The sequence below is a fragment of the Bacillota bacterium genome, assembly GCA_009711825.1.
In the GTDB taxonomy this organism is placed as follows: Bacteria; Bacillota; Proteinivoracia; order UBA4975; family VEMY01; genus VEMY01.
Map to the genome: position 1 here is coordinate 21,703 of VEMY01000050.1, position 24,024 is coordinate 45,726.

General features: G+C 50.5%; 20 protein-coding genes. 13 read left to right on the forward strand and 7 right to left on the reverse strand.

Annotated elements, in window-relative coordinates; translation table 11 throughout:
- Positions 1–5 precede the first annotated feature (5 nt).
- From FH749_13465 to FH749_13490, 6 genes are all read left to right on the forward strand, one after another.
- Complete coding sequence (locus FH749_13465; GenBank protein ID MTI96459.1) at positions 6–1,874, forward strand: NADH dehydrogenase; 1,869 nt, start codon at positions 6–8, stop codon at positions 1,872–1,874.
- A gap of 81 nt (positions 1,875–1,955) precedes the next feature.
- Complete coding sequence (locus FH749_13470) at positions 1,956–3,602, forward strand: CoA-disulfide reductase (GenBank protein MTI96460.1); 1,647 nt, start codon at positions 1,956–1,958, stop codon at positions 3,600–3,602.
- Positions 3,603–3,877: 275 nt separating this feature from the next.
- Positions 3,878–4,519 carry a hypothetical protein gene (locus FH749_13475; GenBank protein ID MTI96461.1) on the forward strand — a complete coding sequence of 214 codons (642 nt, stop codon included), beginning with the start codon at positions 3,878–3,880 and terminating at the stop codon, positions 4,517–4,519.
- A gap of 26 nt (positions 4,520–4,545) precedes the next feature.
- On the forward strand, positions 4,546–5,310 hold the full coding sequence (locus FH749_13480) for a DUF3307 domain-containing protein (protein MTI96462.1): 765 nt from the start codon (positions 4,546–4,548) through the stop codon (positions 5,308–5,310).
- Positions 5,311–5,344: 34 nt separating this feature from the next.
- On the forward strand, positions 5,345–7,006 hold the full coding sequence (sppA, locus tag FH749_13485) for a signal peptide peptidase SppA (GenBank protein ID MTI96463.1): 1,662 nt from the start codon (positions 5,345–5,347) through the stop codon (positions 7,004–7,006).
- Between the two features lie 55 nt (positions 7,007–7,061).
- The gene (locus tag FH749_13490; GenBank protein ID MTI96464.1) at positions 7,062–7,250 is read left to right on the forward strand and encodes a hypothetical protein; all 189 of its coding nucleotides are present in this window, start codon (positions 7,062–7,064) and stop codon (positions 7,248–7,250) included.
- Positions 7,251–7,302: 52 nt separating this feature from the next.
- Here FH749_13490 and FH749_13495 read toward each other — a convergent pair whose 3' ends face one another.
- Entirely contained in the window at positions 7,303–8,775 is a 1,473-nt protein-coding gene (locus FH749_13495; protein MTI96465.1) for a proline--tRNA ligase, read from the reverse strand.
- 816 nt (positions 8,776–9,591) lie between these two features.
- Between FH749_13495 and FH749_13500 the strand changes: the two genes are divergently transcribed.
- The 6 genes from FH749_13500 (at position 9,592) to FH749_13525 (ending at position 15,113) form a co-directional block, all read left to right on the forward strand.
- Positions 9,592–10,002, forward strand: coding sequence for a hypothetical protein (locus tag FH749_13500; protein ID MTI96466.1), 411 nt, complete (start codon positions 9,592–9,594; stop codon positions 10,000–10,002).
- A gap of 126 nt (positions 10,003–10,128) precedes the next feature.
- Positions 10,129–10,623 carry a hypothetical protein gene (locus FH749_13505; GenBank protein MTI96467.1) on the forward strand — a complete coding sequence of 165 codons (495 nt, stop codon included), beginning with the start codon at positions 10,129–10,131 and terminating at the stop codon, positions 10,621–10,623.
- A gap of 150 nt (positions 10,624–10,773) precedes the next feature.
- The gene (locus FH749_13510) at positions 10,774–11,721 is read left to right on the forward strand and encodes an N-acetyltransferase (protein MTI96468.1); all 948 of its coding nucleotides are present in this window, start codon (positions 10,774–10,776) and stop codon (positions 11,719–11,721) included.
- Between the two features lie 61 nt (positions 11,722–11,782).
- On the forward strand, positions 11,783–13,129 hold the full coding sequence (locus FH749_13515; GenBank protein ID MTI96469.1) for a M20 family metallopeptidase: 1,347 nt from the start codon (positions 11,783–11,785) through the stop codon (positions 13,127–13,129).
- A gap of 15 nt (positions 13,130–13,144) precedes the next feature.
- Positions 13,145–14,533 carry a putative basic amino acid antiporter YfcC gene (gene yfcC / locus FH749_13520; GenBank protein ID MTI96470.1) on the forward strand — a complete coding sequence of 463 codons (1,389 nt, stop codon included), beginning with the start codon at positions 13,145–13,147 and terminating at the stop codon, positions 14,531–14,533.
- Between the two features lie 61 nt (positions 14,534–14,594).
- Positions 14,595–15,113 (forward strand): GNAT family N-acetyltransferase, encoded by a 519-nt coding sequence (locus FH749_13525; GenBank protein MTI96471.1) that lies wholly within the window; start codon positions 14,595–14,597, stop codon positions 15,111–15,113.
- 32 nt (positions 15,114–15,145) lie between these two features.
- Here FH749_13525 and FH749_13530 read toward each other — a convergent pair whose 3' ends face one another.
- Together FH749_13530 and FH749_13535 are read right to left on the reverse strand one after the other, a co-directional pair.
- Positions 15,146–15,394: a winged helix-turn-helix transcriptional regulator gene (locus FH749_13530; protein ID MTI96472.1), complete on the reverse strand. Its 249-nt coding sequence runs from the start codon at positions 15,392–15,394 to the stop codon at positions 15,146–15,148.
- 69 nt (positions 15,395–15,463) lie between these two features.
- A complete protein-coding gene (locus tag FH749_13535; protein MTI96473.1) occupies positions 15,464–16,834 on the reverse strand; it encodes a YfcC family protein in 1,371 nt (456 codons plus the stop codon).
- Between the two features lie 187 nt (positions 16,835–17,021).
- Between FH749_13535 and FH749_13540 the strand changes: the two genes are divergently transcribed.
- Positions 17,022–18,257 (forward strand): DUF438 domain-containing protein, encoded by a 1,236-nt coding sequence (locus FH749_13540; protein ID MTI96474.1) that lies wholly within the window; start codon positions 17,022–17,024, stop codon positions 18,255–18,257.
- A 242-nt stretch (positions 18,258–18,499) separates the two neighbouring features.
- On the opposite strand, the gene FH749_13545 is transcribed toward FH749_13540, so the two are convergent.
- The 4 genes from FH749_13545 to FH749_13560 all read right to left on the reverse strand — a co-directional run bounded on the left by FH749_13545 (position 18,500) and on the right by FH749_13560 (position 24,024).
- Complete coding sequence (locus tag FH749_13545; GenBank protein MTI96475.1) at positions 18,500–19,084, reverse strand: hypothetical protein; 585 nt, start codon at positions 19,082–19,084, stop codon at positions 18,500–18,502.
- Between the two features lie 89 nt (positions 19,085–19,173).
- A complete protein-coding gene (locus FH749_13550) occupies positions 19,174–21,435 on the reverse strand; it encodes a M4 family metallopeptidase (protein ID MTI96476.1) in 2,262 nt (753 codons plus the stop codon).
- A 240-nt stretch (positions 21,436–21,675) separates the two neighbouring features.
- The gene (locus tag FH749_13555) at positions 21,676–22,407 is read right to left on the reverse strand and encodes an MBL fold metallo-hydrolase (protein ID MTI96477.1); all 732 of its coding nucleotides are present in this window, start codon (positions 22,405–22,407) and stop codon (positions 21,676–21,678) included.
- A 12-nt stretch (positions 22,408–22,419) separates the two neighbouring features.
- On the reverse strand, positions 22,420–24,024 hold the full coding sequence (locus FH749_13560; protein ID MTI96478.1) for a gamma-glutamyltransferase family protein: 1,605 nt from the start codon (positions 24,022–24,024) through the stop codon (positions 22,420–22,422).

The window sequence follows — 24,024 nt, forward strand, 5'->3', positions numbered from 1 at the left end:
GCAAAATGTGGTTACTGGTTTTGACACCGCTGTTGGCGGGCAGCCTTTGCCTTGCCAGCACTAACTTACGGCGTCAGGTGACTCTGTCGGTTGCTGCCTGTCTGTTGGCGGCTGGCGGCCTCGTTGCCATGTGGCAGGGTTGGCTCTCCGGCGCCGGCAGCGAACTGGTTCTGCCGGGGATAACGCTTTCGTTGTCAACCGGGGGAATCGGCTTGGTTCTGGCTGGATTTGCGCTAATCCTTTGGGTTGCGTCGCTGTTATTCAGCCTTAGTTGGTTTAAACCCCACCAGGATATGCGGCGCTATATGCTGCTATTGGGAGCCACCTGCACCGGGATTCTGATTACTTTCCTGGGTGGGGATTTTCTGACGCTGTTTTTGGGGTTTGAGTTGATGTCCCTGGCCTCCTGGGGACTGGTTGTTCATTCCCAAAGTGATGAGGCCTATCGGGCCGGCGGACTGTATCTCTACCTGGGCGTGGCTGGTGGAATGTTGCTCCTTACCGGATTGAGTGTGCTTTACTTCTATACCGGCAGCTTTGCCTTTGATGCTGTAATGCCCGAGGGGGCGCCCCTGGACCTGGTGGCAATGTTGATGATAACTGGGTTTGGCATCAAAGCAGGAATGATTCCCGTGCATATTTGGCTGCCGGAGGCGCATCCCGCAGCTCCGGTTCCGGCAAGCGCACTGCTTTCCGGGATATTAATCAAGACCGGCGCCTACGGGATTTTACGGACCATGGGAGTGGCTGCGAGTGTTCCTGAAACCTTGCAGGTTCTGGGATTGACCGTCCTTTTGGTCGGTATCCTGACCATGAGCTTCGGCGTTGTCATGGCGCTGCTGCAGCATGAGGCCAAGCGCATGCTGGCCTTTCACAGCATCAGCCAGATGGGTTATGTTATCACCGGCCTTGGCGCCGCGGCATTCCTTGCCGGCGCCGGGGGCGAGAGCCTGGTTGGCGCCGTTTACCACATGCTCAATCATTCGGTGTTTAAAGCGCTATTGTTCTTGGTAGCAGGCTCTGTGTACCTCTATACAAGCCGCCTTAATCTCTATAAACTGGGCGGAATGTACCGGCTGCTGCCTTTTACCTTCGGTCTGGCGTTGGTTGCGGCCATGGGCATCACCGGGTTTCCGGGGCTCAACGGCTTCGCCAGCAAAACGATGCTCCATCATGGGCTGCTGACAGTGGTCGATACGATGCCGGCCCTGGCCTGGACGGAAAAGGTCTTCGTGGTGGTTAGCGCAGGCACAGTATGTTCGTTCATCAAGTTTATCTGGTTTATTTTCGCTGGCAAACAGGCAGAAGATGTGAGCACAGACCAAAAGACTGAAACCTGGCCGATGCTGGTGGGGATGGTGCTCTTGGCGATCGCGGTTATTGGGCTTGGCGCTTTTCCATACCAGGTGGCGGATAACCTGTTAGCCCCGGCCCTGGCGGAGTTGACGGTGTATGGGATAGAACATTTCCACGCCCATATCTATTCCTGGCACAGCTTAATGGATATTGCCATTGCCTTTGGCCTCGGCGCCGTAATTTTCTGGGCCGGCTGTCGCTGGCATCTGTTCCACCTTTCGCCGCCTTCTTGGTTTAGCTTCCGCTATTGGGGAGGAATTCTGGCCCATGGCGCCGATGACAGCATCAGCTCAACGGAACAGAGTTGGGGCAGAATCTGCGCCAGCACATCGCAACGGTTGCTGAATCTTGAGCGCAAGGGAGAGCAATTACTGCAAAACATGGACTGTCGGCCCCGTTCCCGATTTGAGCAGGCATTGAGTGTAATCAACCTCAATTTCGATACATTGCTGGTAATGGCTGTCTTGAGTTTGGTGCTGCTCCTTTACTTCCCGTTGAACGCCATGTTCATTTCCTGATGATGTCTCATTAAAGACCGGGTCTGTTTCCCGGTCTTTGTTCTGCTATAATGGTGGCAGGATATGACAGGAGGGAGCAGTATGAAGATAGTGATCGTCGGCGGAGTGGCCGGAGGGGCCAGTGCGGCTACCCGGCTGCGCCGGTTAAACGAGCAGGCTGAGATAATAATGATTGAGCGAGGCGCACATATCTCGTATGCCAATTGCGGTCTTCCCTATTACATTGGTGGCGCAATCAGAGAGCAGGAGCGTCTGACAGTCCAGTCTCCGGAGGGACTGGCTGCCAGGTTCAATATCGATGTGCGGGTAAACAACGAAGTGACTGCCATTGACCCAGCTGCCAAAGAGGTAGTGGTAAAGGATCTTATCAGTGGTGAGCAATACAGCGAAGCTTACGATAAGCTGATCCTCTCGCCGGGGGCAGAACCGCTCCGCCCGCCAATCTCCGGCATTGACTCGCCAGGGATTTATACCCTGCGGACTATCCCCGATACCCTGGCCATCAAGCAGTTTATCGAGGAGCGAGATGCGCGTAAGACAATTGTGGTGGGCGGTGGATTTATCGGCCTGGAAATGGCTGAGAATCTCCGGGAGCGTGGATTAGAGGTGGTTGTGGTGGAAGCCGCTGACCAGGTGATGGCGCCCCTGGACCCGGAAATGGCAGCGATGGTGCACGACCTGCTACGGGATAAAGGTATTGATTTGCGCCTGGCAGACGGGGTGCGGGAGTTCTCCGCCGGAGAAGATGGACTGAATGTTACACTCCAGAGTGGTGTAAGTTTAAGCGCGGATTTGGTGCTATTGGCGATTGGTGTCCGACCCGACAGCAAGCTGGCAAAGAATGCCGGACTGGAATTAGGTGACGGTGGCGCAATCAAAGTCAACGCGCATCTGCAAACTTCTAGCCCGGATATCTATGCTGTTGGCGACGCTATCGAGGTAACTGATTTTGTCAGTGGCAACCCGACCCGAATTCCCTTGGCCGGTCCTGCCAATAAGCAGGGGCGAATTGCCGCCAACCACATCTGCGGTATCGCCGACACATACAAAGCCACCCAAGGCACAGCGATTGTCAAGCTGTTTGCGATGACGATTGCTGCCACCGGCAATAACGAAAAGCAATTGCAGCGGGAAGGAATTGCGTACGAAAAATCTTATACCCACTCTGGTTCCCATGCCGGATACTATCCCGGCGCCACGCCGCTGTCTGCGAAACTGTTGTTTGCCCCGGATGACGGCAAGATTCTTGGGTCCCAGATTGTCGGCTATCAGGGGACAGACAAGCGAATCGACGTCCTTGCCACGGCTCTGCGGGCCGGCCTCACGGTTTATGACCTTGAGGAATTGGAATTGGCGTATGCACCGCCCTTTTCCTCTGCCAAAGATCCGGTGAACATGGCTGGTTATGTGGCCGCCAACATGCTCAACGGTCACCACCCGGTAATCCACTGGCATGAACTGGACGATTTGGACCAGGAACAGGTTTTGCTCCTGGACGTTCGCAGCAGGGAAGAGCATCAGCTGGGGGCGCTGCCCAACTCGGTTTTAGTTCCACTGGACCAGTTGCGGAGCCACCTGCACGAACTCCCCCGGGACCGGGAAATCATTGTCTACTGTCAGATTGGTCAACGGGGATATCTGGCAGCGCGCATGCTGGCACAAGCAGGATTTAAAGTGCGAAACTTGAGTGGTGGTTATGTCACGTACCGCTACGGAATATCTGAGTGAAATAAACCCCAGGCGTTTTCACAGCATGGGGTCTGCTGTTCGGGGAATGATTTCAACATCAGCTTCCGAGATATCATTGACCACAGTCAAGAGGTAGCCCCAATATTCTGTAAGCTGGCGGAACAAAACGATATGTCGTTTTTTCACTCATACACTTCCCTTGTTCTAGCTTGTTACAGATCTGAATCCGCTTCTCCTGACAAGATAATCTAGGCAGGATTTGTTTAGTTTATGTAGAATCTCACCCATAGAAGGGTGAAGTAAGGGAGTTCACCCTGGAAAGGGTGATAAACTTGCAGCGGATTACAGTACTCACAGCTGATGTAATTGCATCCCGCTCGGCCCAGCAGGCCGTTGGCGCGCTGTCTACGGCTGTGACAGAAATTGTCCATACTGACTTAGTGGTGCCGTTTACTCTGTCCCGGGGCGATGAAATCCAGGGTGTGCTCCGGGGGTGGTTGACGGCTCCAGAAATAATCCGTATCTTGCGGTGGCGATGCCGGCCGCTGGACCTGCGTATCGGTATTGGACTGGGCACATTTATAGGTGAGCTCGGCAATAACCCCTGGGCGCTTACGGGTACCGCTTTTTTCCGGGCACGGGAGGCCCTGGACAGGTTGAACGGCCAGCGTCGACCTGGTACTACCCTGGTAAGCGGAGGACCGGGGGAGTATGATGAATTGGTGAACGCTCATATGCATCTAATTGATACTATTCAGGGCGCCTGGACTGATGGGCAATGGCAGGCGGTTATGAGTTATGAAGCGGTGGGGACATATGCGGCAGCGGGCCGGGAGTTGGGCGTTGCCGCACAAAATGTTCAAAAGCGTTGTAAGGCGGCCCGCTGGCCGGAGATTCGCCAAGCAGAGCAAGCGCTTGGCGCCGCCGGTCGCCTGTTAATGACAATTTTGGGCTAAGCAAATGGGATAAGGGAGAGGGTGTAATGACTATGTTTTGGTTATTGTTGCTTGCCCATGTTCTGGCAGATTTTGTGTTTCAGAACGAAGCGATGGTTGCCGCCAAAAGCAGGCGGGACTGGCGTGGCTATGACAGCCATGCCTTGGCAGTGTTTCTGTGCGCTGCGGTTTTAATGCATTTTTACGGCTGGTTTATCGCGATTTCTGCTGCCCTGCTGGTTACTGTTGGCCATCTGCTCTTGGATTTATTGAAGAACGCCGCTTATGACCTCTATACCCGCTTTGTAGGCGGTAAGAGTAGGCGGGGCGTGATGGGATTTCTGTTGGACCAGCTGCTGCACGTATGGATACTGTTCTGGGTCACAAACCTTTGGGCACAGCCCCCCAGTGCCGCTGTGGTCTCGTTTTGGCGTAGAGTGGCGCCAATTCCAATAGACTTTTTCGCCGGCATTGAAATTTGGGCTGCTCTGCTTGCAGGTTACGTGCTTACTGCCTTTGGCGGCGCGGTTTTAATCCGCATGGCTTTGGACGGAATTTTTGGCCCCGAAACAGCGGCTCGGGGCGGCAGCCCGGCCGGTAAATACATAGGGATCTTGGAGCGGTTGCTGATTCTGACTTTGGTGTTGTCTGATTCCCTGGCGGGAGTGGGGTTTGTTTTCACAGCCAAATCGATTGCCCGTTACAACGAGATTGCCGAACGGCGGGAATTTGCCGAGTATTATCTAATTGGCACGTTGCTCAGTTTGTTTGTGGCTTTGGTAGTCGGTTTAGGTTTGCGAATGTTGTTATAGAATTGATAAGATACTCCTGAAAGGAGCGATTATTGTGCTTGGCTGGTTGTGCCGTAACGGACTAATTTGGGCTGGAAATGTTCTGCGCGCTCAGTGCAAGGGCCCTGAATGGATTCATATGGTTTTGGAAGGTGATTATCCCGATTTGCGCTCACCCCGGCCCGCCTTTTGGCAGCGCCGGTTTACGAGCCCGCAGTTGAGCCTGCAGGAACTGGCGGAACGATTCAATGTTATCGGGCTCGATAGCAGGACCAAAGGAGTGGTTTTGCACCTGCGCCCTTTGTCGATGCCTTTTGCACGCCTACAGGTCCTACGGGAACTGATTGCCACTTTGCAAAAGCGGGGCAAACGGGTTGTAGTATGGTCAACTGGCTACGATACTGCCAATTACTATGTTGCTGCGGCTGCAGATGAAATCCTCCTGCAGGAGGGCGGCCGGGTGGCGCCCCTGGGCTTGCGGTATGAGCAGCTGTTCCTGGCCAATTCCCTTGCCGCTTGCGGCCTCAAACTGGACGCCATCCAGATCAGCCCCTATAAATCTGCTGCCGATCGCCTGACCCGGACCAATATGTCTAAGGAAGCGCGGGAAATGCAGAACTGGCTGCTGGATGCCCAATATCAGGAGCTGGTTAAGGCAATATCTGATGGCCGGGGAATGGATGAGGCAGCGGCGCAGGAATTAGTCGATTCTACTCCCCTCACCGACACTAAAGCAATTGAGCTGGGTGCGGTGGATAATATTATCAGTGAAGAGGCATTGCCCGAGTATCTGGGCAGACTCAACTCCTGGCGGCGGGCGCGGAAAGTGTTGAGGCGTCTGCCCGCGCCTAGGCAACATGCTTACTTTGCTGTGATTAGGGTGCAGGGGACAATTGTCGACGGCAAATCCCAGCGCCCCCGGTTTGCGCCACCGCTGCCCCTGCCCTTTATGTTTGGCCCCCGGGCAGGGGACCGGACTGTTGTCACGCTGGCCAGGCGGGCATTGAAAGACAAAAAGGTGAAGGGCGTTTTGCTCTATATCGATTCCGGCGGTGGCTCGGCCACCGCTTCTGAGGCAATGAGTGCCGCTCTGGACAAACTGGCAGTTGAAAAGCCGGTGGTGGCGATGATGGGCTCGGTGGCGGCTTCCGGCGGCTACTACGTGGCCACGCCTGCCCACTGGATAATAGCCCGGCCGGGGACAATTACCGGCTCCATTGGCGTGCTCACCGGCAAGCTGATTACCGCCGGCCTACTGGAAAAGCTGCTTATAAATAAGGAGACCCTCTCCCGGGGCGAAAACAGCGGCCTGGAGGGACCTGACCGGCCATTTACGCCAGATGAGCGGGCAAAGGTGCGGGAGTTTATCGAAAACACTTATGAACTCTTTATCCGCCGGGTGGCCCGGGCCCGTAAAATGGACACGATTGCTGTGGACCTGGTAGGTGGCGGCCGGGTCTGGACCGGGAGTCAGGCGCTTGAGCACGGTCTGGTAGATGAACTGGGCGGACTGCCCGAGGCCCAGGCAAAACTGCGTGAACTGGCAGGTATCGACCATGATATTGCCCTGCGGGAGTTGGAACCTTCTGCAAAGGACTTGCCGCTGCTTGGAGAGCCTTTAGCCGCACTCAGCTATGCTCGGGATAGTCTTAACCTGTTGGGACCGGGGAAGGTGCTGGCCGCCAGCGCCTTAATCTGGCAGGACTATATTCGATAGCTAATGGTGGGGAGCCAATCTTTGGCGGATATAAGTATTCACTAGAAAGGGGGGATTGACGCTGACTGATTTTATGCTGTCGCATGCTATTTTTGTTGTCCTAAATCTACTTTTGTTCATTCTAATTCCGGTGCTGGCGATTTGGGGAATTTATAAATTAGTGCAGTACTTCCGTGCTCATAACCAACGCCAGCAAGAGATTTATAATACTTTGCAGGAAATTAAACGGGCCCTGGATAAGTAAGCAAAATATCCCGGGAATAAAAAATCCGAGACCAAATGGTCTCGGATTTTGCTTAATAAGCCCGGGCGAAGACGGCCACTTCTTTGGCTTCGTGGCCACAATGAACGCATTTTGCCGCCTGGGGGGCAAGTTTTTTTGCCGCCTCTTGGTCCAGGGGGATGTTGCGGATGGTGGCGGCCATTCGATCCTTGGCGGCCAGTTCGCATTCGAGACTGCCGCACCACCAGCTGTAGACAAAGCCGCGTTTTTCGGTGATGATTGCTTCCATTTCGTCCATGGTGCCAGCGGTGTGGGTGTTTTGCTGACGGAACTGTTTGGCCGCTTCAAACATGTCCTGCTGAATCTGGGGCAGGAGCTTGGTCAAAGTCTCTTCCAGCAGATCCATGGCAACGAAAAGTTTTTCGCCGGTGTCTCTTCTAACCAGCACCACTTGGTTGTTCTCGATATCCCGGGGGCCAATCTCCAGGCGCAGGGGCACGCCCCGCATCTCCCAGTCGTTATACTTGAAGCCGGGTGAATGTTCTTCCCGATCATCGAGGTGGACACGGATGCCAGCGCTGCGCAGCTGTGCCTTCAGTTCATCAGCTTTATCGAGGACCAGCTCCCGTTTTTTCTTGGGTGCAATCGGTACAATCACCAATTGAATGGGCGCGATCTTGGGGGGGATTTTCAGGCCGCGGTCGTCGCCGTGGACCATGATCAGGGCGCCCATCAGACGGGTGGATACACCCCAGGAGGTCTGGTACACATGCTTCAACTGGCTGTCTTCATCCAGGAAGGTGATGTCAAAAACCTTGGCAAAGTGTTGACCCAAATGATGGCTGGTGCCAGCCTGCAGGGCTTTGCCGTCCAGCATAAGCGCTTCGATGCTGTAGGTGTCCTCGGCGCCGGCGAATTTTTCCCGTTCGCTTTTCCGGCCCATAATTACTGGAACTGCCATGTCCGCTTCCACAAAGTCCCGGTAGACGTCGAGCATCTTCATGACCTCTTCTTGGGCGTCTGCATGGGTGCGGTGGGCGGTGTGCCCCTCTTGCCAGAGGAATTCAGCTGTGCGCAGGAAGGGGCGAGTAACCTTTTCCCAGCGCACGACATTGGCCCATTGGTTAATCAGCACCGGCAGATCCCGGTAGGAGCGGATCCACTTGGCGTACATCGAACAGATGATGGCCTCGGAAGTGGGGCGCACAACCAGCCGCTCCTGAAGTTTTTCGTGACCGCCATGGGTAACCCAGGCTACTTCGGGGGCGAAGCCCTCCACATGGTCAGCTTCCTTTTGCAGCAATGATTCGGGGATGAAGATTGGGAAGTAGGCGTTCTGATGGCCTGTTTCTTTGATGCGGCGATCTAGCCCCGATTGCATGTTTTCCCAGATGCCGTAACCGTAGGGGCGGATAACCATGCAGCCTCGGACCGGTGAATAATCCGCCAGCTCCGCTTTGCGGATTACATTGACATACCATTGTGACGCGTCTTCTTCGCGACTGGTAATCTCCTTGACAAAGTCTTTGCTTTCGTTATTACTCATTGCGCTCACTCCTTAAATATGTGGATACAAAAACAGCAGCCATCCGATAAGGACGAAGGCTGCTTCGCGGTACCACCTTAATTCGCTTCCCTGACGGGAAACCTCATTGTCGCTGTAACGGGCGGACCCGGTCGACTCGTCGCCGACGGCTCAGAGGTGGGTGACTGACGGGACAGAGAAGCTTGCAGCAACCGCTTCCTCTCTGGACTGTCCTTAGCCTGTCGTGGCCTCTTCACTGCCACTGACTTATGTATTGAAAGACTACCATAATTTCGGTATTGAAGTCAAGAATCTCTCTCTAGCCCTTCGTTTAAAGTTATACCGTTTATAAGTATAGTGTTATACTGGACAGGTAATGCAGACAATTGATTTGGCCTGGGAGGTAATGAAATGGACAAGTATAAACTGCTGGCGGCTTTGCTGGTTCTGAGTCTGCTTTTAAACATCTATAGCTTGATGCAGATTGGCCGCCTAGAAGATCAACTAATCAATGTTGTTATGAATTCAGCTTCGAATGTTTCAAATGATGTAAACAGATTGCATACCGCCATCCAGGGTGTTTAGGGGACTGTGTATCAACTGCAGCGGGAACAGGAATGGATTTTGGAACGGGAGGTTACTGCCGCTGAGGAAGCTACCAGCCCCGATGATATTAGATTGCAGATTGACTTTTCCCTGCGGTAAGTAGCGCCGGATGCGGATGTCAGGGTTTACTATAAACCTGAGTTCGCTGAACATTGGGAGGTTGTTACTGCTGATGGACTGGGCGCCAATTCGTTTCGGGCCCCTTTAGAAGTAAACTCTAAAGATAATTTCGTGTATAAAATCGCCCTCGATGATCAGGTTTCCGAGGCCGCGTATATTCCCGGCCGCCTCTATAAACCGCAGCCGGTGATGATAAACGGCTGGTCTGCAACTGGCAGCAGTATTCAGGATGTGGAATTTTATTTCCACCAGGAGCAACCCCGCTTTGAGTTTTTTAAGGTTGAGGAAATAAAGCTACGTGTTTACAAGGATAGTCGGTTCACTGAGACAGTGCCGCTTCGGGCTCATCAAGGGTTCGATCCTGGTTATGACGAGCATATCCAGGAGTGGGCTGCCGAGGTTAACGGCCTGGAGCATGGAACCTACGAGGTGTATCTGGAAGTGATATATCGTGACGGCACGGAAGAGACTTTCAAAGTCTGGCCGGATATAGATGAAAAAGCACGTCATTATTACCGCTAAATCTCTGGATTTCCTGAGATTTTTTCTTGCATGCAAACTATTATTGCCCCCGGTTCAGAACGCCTGCACATCTGACACATTCCACTGGGCTTTGGTTCCTGAATCGATGCAGCAGAATGAAAAGCCATTACTCAAGCCCCCGGTGATGGAGCAAGAGTCCAAGCCGCCGCCCCCACGACCAAAGATGGAGATTGTCAAGGGCAAGCTCACTCTACCCTCACAGGAAATGGGTTTAAACTTGCTCAAGGAAAATACAGCCAGGAGTGGATAGATGATTTATGCCTGTTGGCCAGAATCGTTTATGCAGAAGCCGGTGCTGAGCCCTATGAGGGGCAAGTGGCGGTGGCATCGGTTGTTCTCAACCGGCTTGCCAGCGAGGAGTTTCCTGATACAATCTACGATATCATCTATCAACCGCTGCAGTTTGAGCCTGTAGACAATGGGGCGATAGACAAGATTCCCAATAACCTAGCTTACAAAGCAGCCATGGAAGCGTTGTCTGGGAAAGATCCTACGGACGGCTCTCTATATTTCTGGAACCCCTATAAGGTTTCCAAAACCAATTGGGTTTGGAAACGTGAGATAATAAAACAAATTGGCAATCATGTGTTTGCCAGATAACCAACACAGAAATCTTCGTAGTTTCGAAGATTTCTGTTGTTTCCTGGACGTTATTTTAACACCTAGGAACTACCGTTAGGGTGTTTCTGAGAATTAATGGTATAGTTAGAGTATGTTCTATGGGTGGGGCAGAAAGGTGGAGGTATATATATGAACATGTCGATTCGTTCAGAACACATTGGAGACTATAACCAGGTGGCGGAAGTAATTTTTGATGCCTTTGCCCGGGAAAATTATACCTGTGAGGCTATTTTGGTGGATGTGCATCGCCGGGGACGAAATTTCGATCCAAATTTATCGTTGGTTGCGGAGTTAGACGGCCGGATTGTCGGTCATTGCTTGTTTTACCCACACCAAATTGTTGTCGGGGGTGAGCAGCTTACAGGGGTGGCTCTGGCGCCAATTGCCGTTGCGCCCAAGTTCCAAGGTCGTGGTATCGGCGGCATGCTAATCGAAGAAGGGCATCGACGTGCCCGGGAGAAGGGCCATAAATTTGCTTTCCTATTGGGGCACCCCGAATATTACCCCCGGTTCGGTTATAAGCCGGGTATGTTTGGTGAGTGTGCCATCGAAGTAGACTGCAGCCAGTATGAACTTGATCCGGATTTGAAAGACAACCTGGTGTTTTTAGGAGCATCAGATATACTTACTTCGTTATGGCAGTATAGCCATGCGGGTGCGGATTTGGCGATTGTTCCCGGCAATCAGCTCCAGGAGTGGAAACCAAATGCCGCCGGTGTGGACGCCCGGGTGTTTGGTGGTGACAATAAATGTGCGGGTTATTTACGCTTTGTGAAGAAGACAGGGGAAATCAAAGAGTTTGCGGCCCGAGGGAAGTTTGCTTCTGAACATATGCTGGCCTGGTGGGCGAACCAGTATGGTACTACTTGTCGGGTACCTGTGCATCCCGATAGTCGCTGCGGCCGCGAGATGCTCTCTGGTAAGCCGGTGCTCCACCGCTGGGGAGCGGCGATGATTAAGATTTTGGATAACAGTTGTCAGGAAATTGTTCACTATTGCCAATGCATGGACGCGGGTAACGGCAAACCCGGCCTGATGAATTGGCCGGCATTTTACGATGTTACCGAGGAAGCCTGAAGATAAATAAATATCTATTACTATATGACAACTCCTGTGCTTTGGGCAGGGGTTTTTTATATTGACAGCAGAAATTTTAAAAATGTTGCAGGATTGTTACAGGCAGTGTCGAAAATGTAATCATGTCAACATGTTTAAGAATATAAACATGTTGACATGGAGCCCCCTAGATGAGGGGAGAAGATCACCATATGTTTACAAAAATCTAATGAAAGGAGGTGTTTCAATGAGAGCAAAAGATTATTTCAGCGAGCAGGAACTAATTGATTTAACGACTCACCTGGTTTCCATTGAAAGCCATAAAGACTGCGCGGAAGAGGAATCTGAGGTTGCCAGAATGTTACATGCATTGATGCATTCCGAAGGGATACCCAGCGAAGTAAAGGAGGTTGACAGCAGCCGCTTAAATATCTTCGCGACGATAGCTGGAACAGAATCTGCAACGGCCCTAATGTTGAATGGCCATACTGATACAATCCCGGGATTTAATATGGACTTTCCCCCTTTCGAACCATTTATCAAGGACGGGAATCTTTATGGCCGGGGCGCTGTTGACATGAAAGGCGGCATTGCTGCAATGGTTGCAGCTTTAATCGCCGTCAAGAGAGCAGGTTTAAAGTTAAAAAAAGGCGTGGTTTTTGCAGGAGTTATCGACGAAGAACAATGCTCCAAGGGAACGGAGCAAATCGTCAAGGAACTGAATATCAGGCCGGAAATGGCGATTATCGGTGAGCCAACGAAATTAGAGGTAGCAATCGCCCATAAAGGAATGGAATGGACAGAGGTTATCTTCAAGGGCCGCTCAGGACATGGCAGTCGGCCGTATGAGGGCAATAACGCAATTTACGCCGCCACGGAATTTGTCAGCCTAGTCCGCTCTGAGCTTATTCCACAAGTTGAGGATACCAAATTTGATTTGCTGGGCAATGCTACGTTAAATGTCGGCGTAATTAAGGGGGGCGATGATCCCAACGTCATCCCGGACACCTGTATCGTGCAAATCGATCGCCGCTGGTTGCCCAATGAAGATATTGATGAAATCTATAGCCAATATAATGCTTTCGCCGCGCGTGCTGCCAAAGTCACGGGCTGTACATTTACTGTTCGCTGCATGGAGGAAGCAGTTGCCTCGCTAAAAAATACTCCCCACAGAATTGAGGCCGGGGACAGGCTGGTGACTGAAGCGTTGGCTGCGGTAGAGCAAGTGACCGGTAAAAAGCAAGAACCGGTTGCATTCCCTGCCTGGAGTGATGCAGCGTTGCTTAGCAACAACATCGGGACACGGTGCATTGTTCTGGGACCCGGAAATATTGACCAGGCACACACAAATAATGAGTTCTGCAGTATAAAGGATATCATTGATGCTTCAGAGATTTATCTCGATTTAATTAAGAGGCTATGCCTCTAAAAAGTGGGAGGCTGTATAATGAAAATTAAGATTCCACATACCTACGCGCTATTGTTCATTATTGTAATCATTGTGGTGGGGTTGACTTATGTTGTTCCGGCTGGGCAGTATGACCGGGTGGAAGACCCTGCAACAGAAAGAATTGTTGTTGATCCGGAGAGCTACCACCATGTGGAGCAAACGCCAGTTTCGATCTTTGGCCTCTTCCAGGCGATACCCAAGGGTATGAATCAGGCCGGATACATTATTTTCTTTGTATTGATGATTGGTGGCGCCTTTGGAATCTTGCAGGCTACAGGCACAATTGACGCAGGTATTGGCTCAGTAGTAAAGAATATGGCCGGAAAAGAAAAGTGGATGATTCCGATAATTATGATTATCTTCTCTTTGGCCGGTTCGATGTTGGGAACTGCAGAAGAGGCTTTGCCCTTTTACCCGATTGTTATCGCCCTGGCCTTGGCAATGAAGTTCGATACTATTACCGGGACGGCAATGGTATTGCTGGGTGCTGGCGCTGGTTTTGCAGGCGCTTTCGCCAATCCGTTTACAGTTGGTATCGCTCAGGAGATTTCTGGTCTGCCGCTTTTCTCAGGATTTGCGTTTAGGGTTGTTGCGTATATTTTAATCCTCGGTTCAGCAATCCTGTATGTTTATCGCTATGCAGTTAAAGTACGGGAAAACCCGGAACTCAGCTTGACTTATGAAGAGGACAAGAAGCGCCGTGGCGATGTAAACATGGATGAAATGCCCGAGTTTACAGGTCGGCATAAGCTTGTTATGCTTGTATTGGTAACAGGAATTGTCGTTTTGGCCCTCGGTGTTGCAATGTGGGGATTCTACATTACTGAGTTGACAGCTCTCTTCCTGGCTATCGGGATTGTAGCAGGAATCGTCGGAGGCCTTGGTATCAATAAAATCGCAGAATCCTTTGTCAAAGGTGCCCAGGAGTTAGTTTACGGTGCTCTGATTATCGGCCTGGCTACATCTATTATGGTCGTAATGCAAGAAGGCAATATACTTGATACCGTCATCCACGGTTTGGGGACGCTGGTCCAGGGACTGCCTGTTGCTCTGGGCGGAATTGGTATGTTTGTAGTCCAGAGTTTCATCAACATCATTGTACCTTCTGGTAGTGGACAGGCAGCGGTATCAATGCCGATTATGGCGCCAATGGCGGACATTATCGGTATGACAAGGCAAACTGCCGTTTTGGCGTTTCAATTTGGTGATGGGTTCTCCAACGTCATTAGCCCCACATCCGGCTACTTTATGGCCGCGCTGGCTATTGGTGGCATCAAGTGGGAGAAGTGGGCGAAATTTATGTGGCCATTGTTCTTGATCTGGTGTGCAATAGCCGTTGTAATGCTGATTATTGCTGTAGCAATCGGTTACGGCCCGTTCTAATCTATCTGAAGTGGCACCATACCTGAAGGTATGGTGCCACTTTACCGAAAAGGAGGATAACATGAACGAAGAAATAACCTATCTCGATATTCGGGCGGTCAAAACTCCGGCCTCCGACTTGAATACTGTGCTGACCATGGAAAGGGATAATTATAACAGTAGATTTGTCTATTCCTGGTCCCGGGAAGAACATCTTAATGCAATTAATCATGACAATTTCCTTCATCTGACAATAATGCATGCTAATGAGGACCTGGTTCTTGGCTACCTAATTTTGGGCGGCCTAACTTCACCAGATAAGGCGCTGGAGTTAATGCGAGTTGTAATTGACGTAAAGGGAAAAGGATATGGCCGTAAGACTTTGAGACTGGTGAAAAAATTTTGTTTTGAGTCACTGAACTATCATCGTTTGTGGCTGGATGTCTTCGAAGACAATGCCCCGGCTCTCAAACTCTATAGCAGCGAAGGATTTGTTCGGGAGGGACTGTTAAGGGAATGTAAAAGATCTCCACAGGGGTATCGATCCATGGTAATCATGTCTATTTTGGAACGTGAATATCTAACAGAGCAAAACAAATAGGAATGCCCCAGACAAGGGAGCATTCCTATTTGTTACCATTTTACATGAGCGAGTATACTTTGGGCCAACGAGGTCAGAGAATACATATTAACTGAGTAATATATCTCCTTACCGACTTTTCGGGACTTCAGAATACCCGCCATTTTCATGATTTGTAAATGGTGGGAAATGGTCGGTCGCGATATAGAAAATTGTGCGGCAATCTCTTGAACATTCTTTTCGCCACCAGCTAGGAGTTCCAGAATCTGAATTCTAGTTTCATCGGCTAGGGCCTTAATCATCTGAATGTCAACTATACCTTGAGTGTTCATTTAATATCAACACCTTTAATATAATCACCGGGACAGGTGTTAGAAAGGCCCGTAATTCATCAATACGGCCACAGTCATTAGAATACAGCCAATTATGACCCAAATTATAAACAAGGGTAGCATCCATTTAAACCACTTGCTCCAGGGAATGCCCGAAATTGCCAACGCAGCCATGAAGTAGCCGGATGTCGGCGAGATTACATTAGTGAAACCATCACCAAACTGTAAAGCCAGGACGGCAGTCTGCCTGGTAAATCCCGATATATCAGCTATATTAGCCATGATTGGCATAGTTACGGTTGCTTGTCCACTTCCAGAGGCGATGAAGATGTTGATTATGCTTTGGGCAAAGAACATCAGATTGGCGCTGATGATTGGCGGAAATACCTGAATAGCAGAAGCTAGATAAAAAATAATCGTGTCCAGGATATTGCCGTAGATCATTATCATCATGATTGCCCTGCTCAATCCGATTATTAGGGCCGCAGATAAAAGATTAGTTGCCCCTTTGTTAAATTCATTTGCAATTTGGCTCGGGTTAAATCCCGCCAAAACACCGCAAACAATTCCAGTAACTAGGAAGGTTGTGCTGATTTCAATGATATGAAAATCCAGACGTAATACAGCATACAACATAAACACCATAAATACAATTATGGCAAGGAAGACTCGCTTATGCTTGCTATCTAATGTAGGCATTTCGTTTAAACTAGGATTAAAATCCATGTTGGCTATAAATTTCTTGGTCTTGCCGGTACTGATTCTTGAAGCATACCAGTAAACATAGGCAATAGCCGAGCCCAAAAGTAAAACATAACAAATTAATCGTAACGCCAGCCCAGAAAATAAAGGAAGTTCAGAAATGTTTTGGGCAATGCCAGTGGTAAAAGGATTTAGAAAGCCCGCAGCAAAACCTGCGCCAGTCCCGACCAAAATCATTGCTGTGCCAGTTATGGTATCAAACCCAACAGTAATCGCCAGGGATATAAAGAAGATATAAAGGGGTAGAACTTCCTCCGCAAAACCGAAGATGGCTCCAGCCAGCGAAAAAACAAACATTATGATTGGAATCAGGGCTTTTTCCCGGTTACTGAACCGCCTTGCAACCGATGAGATTGTCCGGTTTATTGTCCCTGTTGCCTGGATGATACCAAAGCTACCACCGGTTATTAACACGAAAACAATGATGTTGCCAGCATTCATCATGCCAGCAGGAATTGCTTTAAAAACGTCGAAAAAACTTACGGGAGTATTGACCTGCCTGCTGTAGCTGTCTGGAATTACATACGTAACACCAGTCTCCGGATCAATTTGCCGTTCATAGGTTCCAGCAGGGACCAGGTAAGTTGCCAAAGCGAATAACAGAAGCAAGTAAAATAGCAAAACAAAGGAATTTGGAAACCTGTTCAAAATTTAGCCTCCCCTGCAGTTATGTTTATATATTTCGACATGTAATCTCTAACTCCTTTAATCAATTTCTATGTTGCCACCCATATTCTCTGTGACAACGGTCACTGATAATCACTCCCAAAATCTGCTATGCTAGGTATAGTTCAAGGCGGAAAAAACTAGACTAATACCGAAAGGAGCGGGTATTGTGAGTGAACTGATTAACAACAGGGAAGAGCGGCAACGGATTGTCAAGGAGCTGATCAAAGAGCTCCATGATGGCAAGACTGTGGAGGATGTGAAGCAGCGGTTCAAAGAATTATTGGACGGCATTGGCGCCAGCGAACTTTCGGTGGTTGAACAAAAGCTGATTGAAGAGGGAATGCCGGCAGAAGAAGTCAAGCGACTTTGTGATGTGCACGTTCAGGTTTTCAGGGAATCTCTTGATGAGCAGCAAAAGCCCGAATCAACCCCCGGCCACCCGGTTCACACCTTTATTCGGGAGAACCGGGCTGTGGAGAATGTTATTGCCAATATTGAGGCTGAGTTGAAGAAGCTTAAAGCAGCAAAGGACGGCGATGATGTCAGTTCAATAATCAAGGAATGGCGCCGCCTGCATGACGATCTGATGGATATTATCCGGCACTTCAGCCGCAAGGAGAACATATTGTTTCCCTATCTTGAAAAGCAGGGAATATCCGGACCCTCAACAGTAATGTGGGCAATCCATGACGATATTCGGGGCCAATTGAAGAAGACCCGCCGACTGCTGGCCGATACCGGTCCGGAAATGTCTGCCGACTTACGCAACAGTATAAGCGAGCTGGTAGAACCGATGCATCATACAATCAAAGAGTTGTTTTACAAAGAAGAGAACATAATGTTCCCCACCAGCCTGGAAGTACTATCTGAGCAGGATTGGGTGGAAATCTACGAACAGAGCGATGAGATTGGCTACACCTTGATTGAGCCGGAGAAGAAATGGACGCCCAAGGGCGATGGTGATAAACCGACTGATGACGCTGTTGAAGTTGAGGGAGGCTTGCGTCTGGATACCGGCGTGTTGACCCAAGAGCAAATTGACCGGATGCTCAACACCTTGCCGCTGGATATAACATTTGTCGATGCAAATGATGAAGTGAAGTATTTTTCCCGTGGTAAGGAACGGATTTTTGAACGGGCTCCGGCAATCATCGGCCGCAAAGTTCAGTTCTGTCATCCCCAGGCCAGCGTCCATGTTGTTGAGCGGATAGTCAACGATTTTAAGAGCGGCAAGCGGGATCATGCCGATTTCTGGATTAATATGGGCGGAAATTTCATCTTCATTCGCTATTTCGCCGTTCACGATAAGGACGGAAAGTATATGGGAACGTTGGAAGTAACCCAGAATGTCAGTGAGATTCGTAGTTTAGAAGGCGAAAAGCGCATCGATGACCACAAATAAATTAAGCCACCGGTTTCCCGGTGGCTTAATTTTTAGCGGATTAAGAGCAGAACGCCAGCAATCAGGGCGATTACCGGCAAGATTGCACTATGGATACTACCGATATTGAACACTCCCAAATCCCGCAAGGCGATGAGAATGAACCAGACACCAGCCAGAGTCATACCCAATTTGCCATCCAATTTCATTTCCTTTACCCTCCTTACATAGTTTCTTTGATATATATTCCATGCGGGGAAGTATTATCCTGCAGTCGGGCCAGCTGGATATTTATCTAGGATCGTGCCGGTATCGGCATCAACGTAAATTTGCCAGGCTTTTGAATGGGGATGGTCCCCCCGTAGAATGAACCTGTAGGCCAGGTAGAACCGATCCTGATAGGGGAAGATTACCAGTTCCACTCCGTGACATTCTGCTGACGGATCTTGTAGCGCCAGGCGGGCCACAACTATTGCTGATTCTTTCGAAAGCGATGGTTGTGTACCGATGCTGGCATCCCCTAAATCGTTTAGGTAATTTCCGTGTACGGATGTGATTACGTTGTCGGCGCTAAAATGAACCTTCAGTTGGTTATAATCAACGGGGATGCCGTGATAAACTTGCTGAAATGTAATATGGGTCATGCCCAGCTGGTCAGTAGCGCAGGCAGTTGTGCGCAGGTTTTTTTGGGGATTGTTAATTCCAAAGAAGTGTTGATACCTACTTAAAAATGCGATAGCTATTTCAGGGTTTGCTGCGGACAATTTATCAGAGAGCTGTCCCGAGACTAAAATTACTTTACCATAACGCTTTTTTATAGAAACTTGACCGGGAAACAATTTCCCCACCTTTCTTCCCCTCCTCTCAGGATGTTTCCGTATTATTATATCTTTGTGCGGTGTTTAAAGCCCCCTGCAAAAGCAGGGGGCGTATGCTTCTACCACAGGGGCGGGCGGGGATTATCGAAGCGGGTCCAACCCTCATATAATCCGATATCGTCAAAAGCGCCCAAGAAAGCGGCATACTCTTCACTATCCTCACCATAGAGATCGATGGCGGATTGGAGAATTGCCTCACGGAATTCACCAAAGGTTGCGTCATAGTGCAGGTAGTCATAGGACCGGAACCAGGTGTCCGCGACAACCTTTCTGCCCATCCCGTACTCTTCCGCTACCAAGTAAGCGGAGTGCTGGAGAATGGTGCAGTTGACGTGGACGCCACCGTTATCGATGTTTTGAGGCAGGTAGTAATACTCATCCATATGGGCAGGATACCGGCCTTCGCCATCGATGCTGTAACGGATACGCTCTGCACTGACGATAAATTTGCCGGGATCAGAGTTGCTCCGTAATGCTGTACGGCCAGTAGCGATTTCATCTTCGCCCATAATATTTTCGCCGACATCCCAGCTGCTGGTATCAACCATAACTGCAAACACGTCGGAGAAAGCTTCATTGATGGCGCCGGTGTCAAACCGGTAGCGTAAACCGCCCTTGAACTGGGTGATGCCATGGGTCAGTTCGTGGGCCACCACATCCAGCGCTGTCAACGGAATGAAATAGCTGCCATCACCGTCGCCAAAGGTCATGTAGTTGGCTCCACCACTCCAGAAGGCGTTGTTATACTGATTGCCATAATGGACCCGCATGGTTAGTGCCAGGCCATTATTGTCTACTGAGTTCCACCCGTGATTTTCCAGGTAATACTCATAAGTTTTTCTGGCATGGGCATGGGCGTCAACGCCAGGACCCTGGCCGACAATTTCCCAAGAACTGCTGTCGCCACTGTACAAAACATCCATCCAGGAGGCGTTGGTGTTTTCATAGAGATCGGTACCGCTGCTTCCGTTCTTTAGGTTATAGGTGAAAATCCCATCCATAAAAGGCAGGGTCAGATCGGCAAGATAGAACTTACTGCCGGGGTCCATGGTGAAACCGTCGAAACGGAACCCCATGGCCTGGGTATAGTTGTATCCCCAACCAAGACCACCAAAATAGGCGTCGCGGTTCCGCCAATTTTCGCCGATGTACCGGCCGGTCTGGGCATATGTCCTGGCATCGGCTGGTTTGGTGATTTCCATCTGATAACGGTCACCGACATTAACATCGAAGGGCTGAATTGCGAACTCTATCCAGCCGGCTTCGGTGGCGATGACCGTATGGGTTTGCAATACTGTTCCGCTGGTATTTTTAATGTTCAGGGTATATTCACCAGCGACATCGGCTTTGTAAGTTACAGCCTGCAACTCGTTGTCAGCTGTGAACTCAACCAGGTTAGCAACTGGGTTGTAGATGTTGCTGAATATGCTGGTGGCGTCAAATTGCTCGAAATTCGGCTGCCGGCCAGGCTGGTTGTTATGAACAATATTGATTTTTTTCTTGTCACCCTTGACGCCAAGGCCCATTCCACGGGCCGTTTTATATTCTGTAGTGTTGGCAATTGCATTGGGGCTGGGGGAGTTGATTGCGGTTGTTGCCGGCTCGGTGTAGTTGACGATGGGCAGCACATCACTGAACTCGGCAAACCCGGTCATGGCATCATATTTGTCAAGAATAGCGCCGGTGTGCGCGTCAATAAAGACGAACCAGTTGCCGGTTTCCCCGGTATGAATCTCCAAGTTAATTTCGTAGGCAAGGTAGTATTTGCCATCGATCGGTAGGATTATTAACCGGGGTGCGATATAGTCAACGGCTTCGGGCGCGTTGACTGCTTCCATGGCAACTGCCACGGCGGCCAGTTCATCAATAGCTGGCTTAGTTTCAATTTCCGGCTTTGGTGCATAGCGACCGTTGACGGCAGTGACGACATTGTCAGTATTAAAGTGAACGGTGAGTTGGTTGTTGTTTACGGGCAGGCCGTCAAACACTTGCTGGAATTGGACTTTGGTCATGCCCAATTCATCAGTTTCTGTAGAAATTGCAACCAGTTCATCGGTAGGGTTGGCAATTTCGAAGAAATTTTTGTGCTTGACCAGAAACTCCATTGCCACGCTTTCGTTGCTGGCTCCAAGTTTGCCAGAGAGAATACCCGCGACAAAAGAGGGCGGTCCATCCGCCTCAACTCTGATTACCCGTAAGCTCTCGGCGCTGCGGGCTTGAAACTCTTGCAGGGAGTCGCCGGCATACATCGATTCACCGGGAAACATACTTAATCCGACAACCAAGACCAGGCTCAAAAACAAAACTAATAGTTTTTTCACTTGAATTCCCCTCCCATTTCTTTGATTGCTGCGTCAGCTGGAAATAGCGCTAACTCGTATATCACCCCCCAGAAAATCTCTATCAGATTATGCTTAGAGAGGCGAGATTTTCTGTCGGTGATGTGAGAAATTTTCCAATTGAACTACAATACAATAAAAAGACCTGCCTATGTAAACCTTTACCGGATTAAACGGAAACAAAAAAGAGCCGAGTCTCCCGATATCGGCTCTTTTGAACAATTACTTGCCTGTCATACGAAAAATATTACTTAGATTACGTTGATGCCACTTGTGAATGATTTTGTCCGGTTCGGTTATACAGTCTTCAATACTGCAATGCGGGCCAAGTTCCTTTAGTTTGAGTAGGTAGAAACGGTAAGTATCAATCAATGTCTTCTTCAGTTCCGGTGTAATTAAAATGCCATGGGCAGGAATTAGAGTAGGGACCTGTAGGTTTTCAACTATATCCAGGTCGTGCAGATATTGCTCAATGCTGCCATCGGGGGCGATATAGGGTAACCAAGGAACTCCGTCATAGGCGGTCATCAAGAGATCACCCAAAAATGCAAATTGCCCATCAATAACTGTTACCAACTGATGTCGACAATGCCCAGCGGCCTCAATAAAGCGAAGCTGAAAGTGGTTAAAGGTCAGTACCTCCCCATCACTCAACAGTTGATTAGGGGGAGGGTTGCGATGTTTGGCTGTGGCGTGGAAGCAGCTGCCCCAGACATGGGCGCCAGGGAAAAACTTGTTACCATTGATATGATCAGGGTGAAAGTGGGAGTTGATGATTACTTCAACCTCCATGCCCTGTTCTTTTAAGTCCGTTGCCACTGCTTGCCCATGGGGGGAGAGACCGCTGTCTATAAGCAAAACCCGGTTGCCAGATTTCAGGGCAAGGATGTTTAGTTCGAAATGTTCTTGAAACCGGTAGAGGGTTAGTTCCGGTCCCAGTATCTTTTTTTGCATAGAAGCTCAGTCCTACCAACTGGCGGTATGGCCATCGGTGCGGGGCTCAGTTCCCCCGGCCAGAACGCCGGTCTCGGGATCCCGGAGAATTACCTGCCCCCGGCCGAAGCTACCCCCATCCAAAGTGACCTGGATGTTGTGTCCGCGGCGGGCCAGTTCCCTGGCCACAGCATTGGGGAAGCTGGGTTCGACAGCGATTGTCTTGTCCTTCAGCCATTGCCAGCGGGGCGCATCCAGGGCTGCCTGGGGATTAAGTCCATAGTCAATCAAATTCATTGCCACTTGGACATGCCCCTGGGGCTGCATGAACCCGCCCATGACGCCAAAGGGGCCAAGGGCCTGACCGTTTTTGCTCAGAAAACCGGGAATGATGGTGTGGTAAGTGCGCTTGCCCGGTTCCAGGCAATTGGGGTGCTCAGGATCTAGGGAGAAGTTATGTCCCCGGTTCTGCAGGGCGATACCTGTGCCGGGCACAACCAGTCCGGAACCAAAACCCATGTAATTGCTTTGAATGAAAGACACCATGTTGCCTTCGCCATCGGCAGTTGCCAGGTAAACGGTGCCACCGGCGGTCGGTTGCCCTGGTTCAGGGGTCAGGGCACGCTTGCCGATGAGTTTGCGCCGCTTTTGGGCATACACTTCCGAGAGTAGGTCGTCAACACTCACCGGCATTTTATCGGCCTGGGTGATGTAACGGAGACCGTCGGCGAAGGCCAGCTTTATTGCTTCCATTTGTCTATGATAGGATTCGGCTTGCTCCCGGGGGGCTGTTTCCATACCGTCTAGGATTTTGAGGGCAATAAGGGCGACTAGGCCCTGGCCGTTGGGGGGAATTTCCCAGATTTCGTGGTCGCGATAGCGGACATGGATGGGATCCACCCATTCGGGTTGGAAAGCTGCCAGGTCTTCCTGGCGCAGATAGCCGCCAAACTTGCGGGAAAAGGCGTCAATTTGCTCTGCTAGTTTGCCGCGATAGAAGGCTTCACCATCGGTATCCGCGATTTGTTCCAGAGTAGATGCATGGTCGGGTGAACGCCAGATTTCGCCGATTTCCGGAGGGCGGCCGTTGGGTGCGAAGGTCTCAAACCAGGCGGCAAATTCCGGCCCTTTCAGTTGTTCATTGTAGACCTCCCAGCCCCTGCGCCAGTAGTGCCCCAGAGTTGGCGAAATCGGGTAACCATCCCTGGCATAGCGGATGGCCGGGGCAAGCACGGTCTTTAGTGGCAGACGACCGAAGCGCCGGGATAGCTCTGCCCAGGTTCCAGGTGCCCCGGGGACGGTCACTGGAGTAAAACCGAAGCGTGGCATTTCTTCAATTCCTGCTTGTTGGAGCGTTTCAATCGAGATAGCTTGGGGTGCCGGGCCGCTACCGTTGAGGCCGTGGAGTTTGTCCTTGGTCCAGACCAGAGCAAAGGCATCACCGCCGATGCCGTTTGAGGTCGGCTCAACCACCGTCAGGCAGGCAGCAGTGGCAATCGCTGCGTCAATTGCATTGCCTCCTTGCTGGAGAATTTCCAGTCCCGCTTGAGCAGCCAGCGGTTGGGAAGTAGACACCATTCCCTTGCGGGCAAAAGTTACCATCCGTTGTGACGGGTGTGGATAATGTAGATAGTCCAT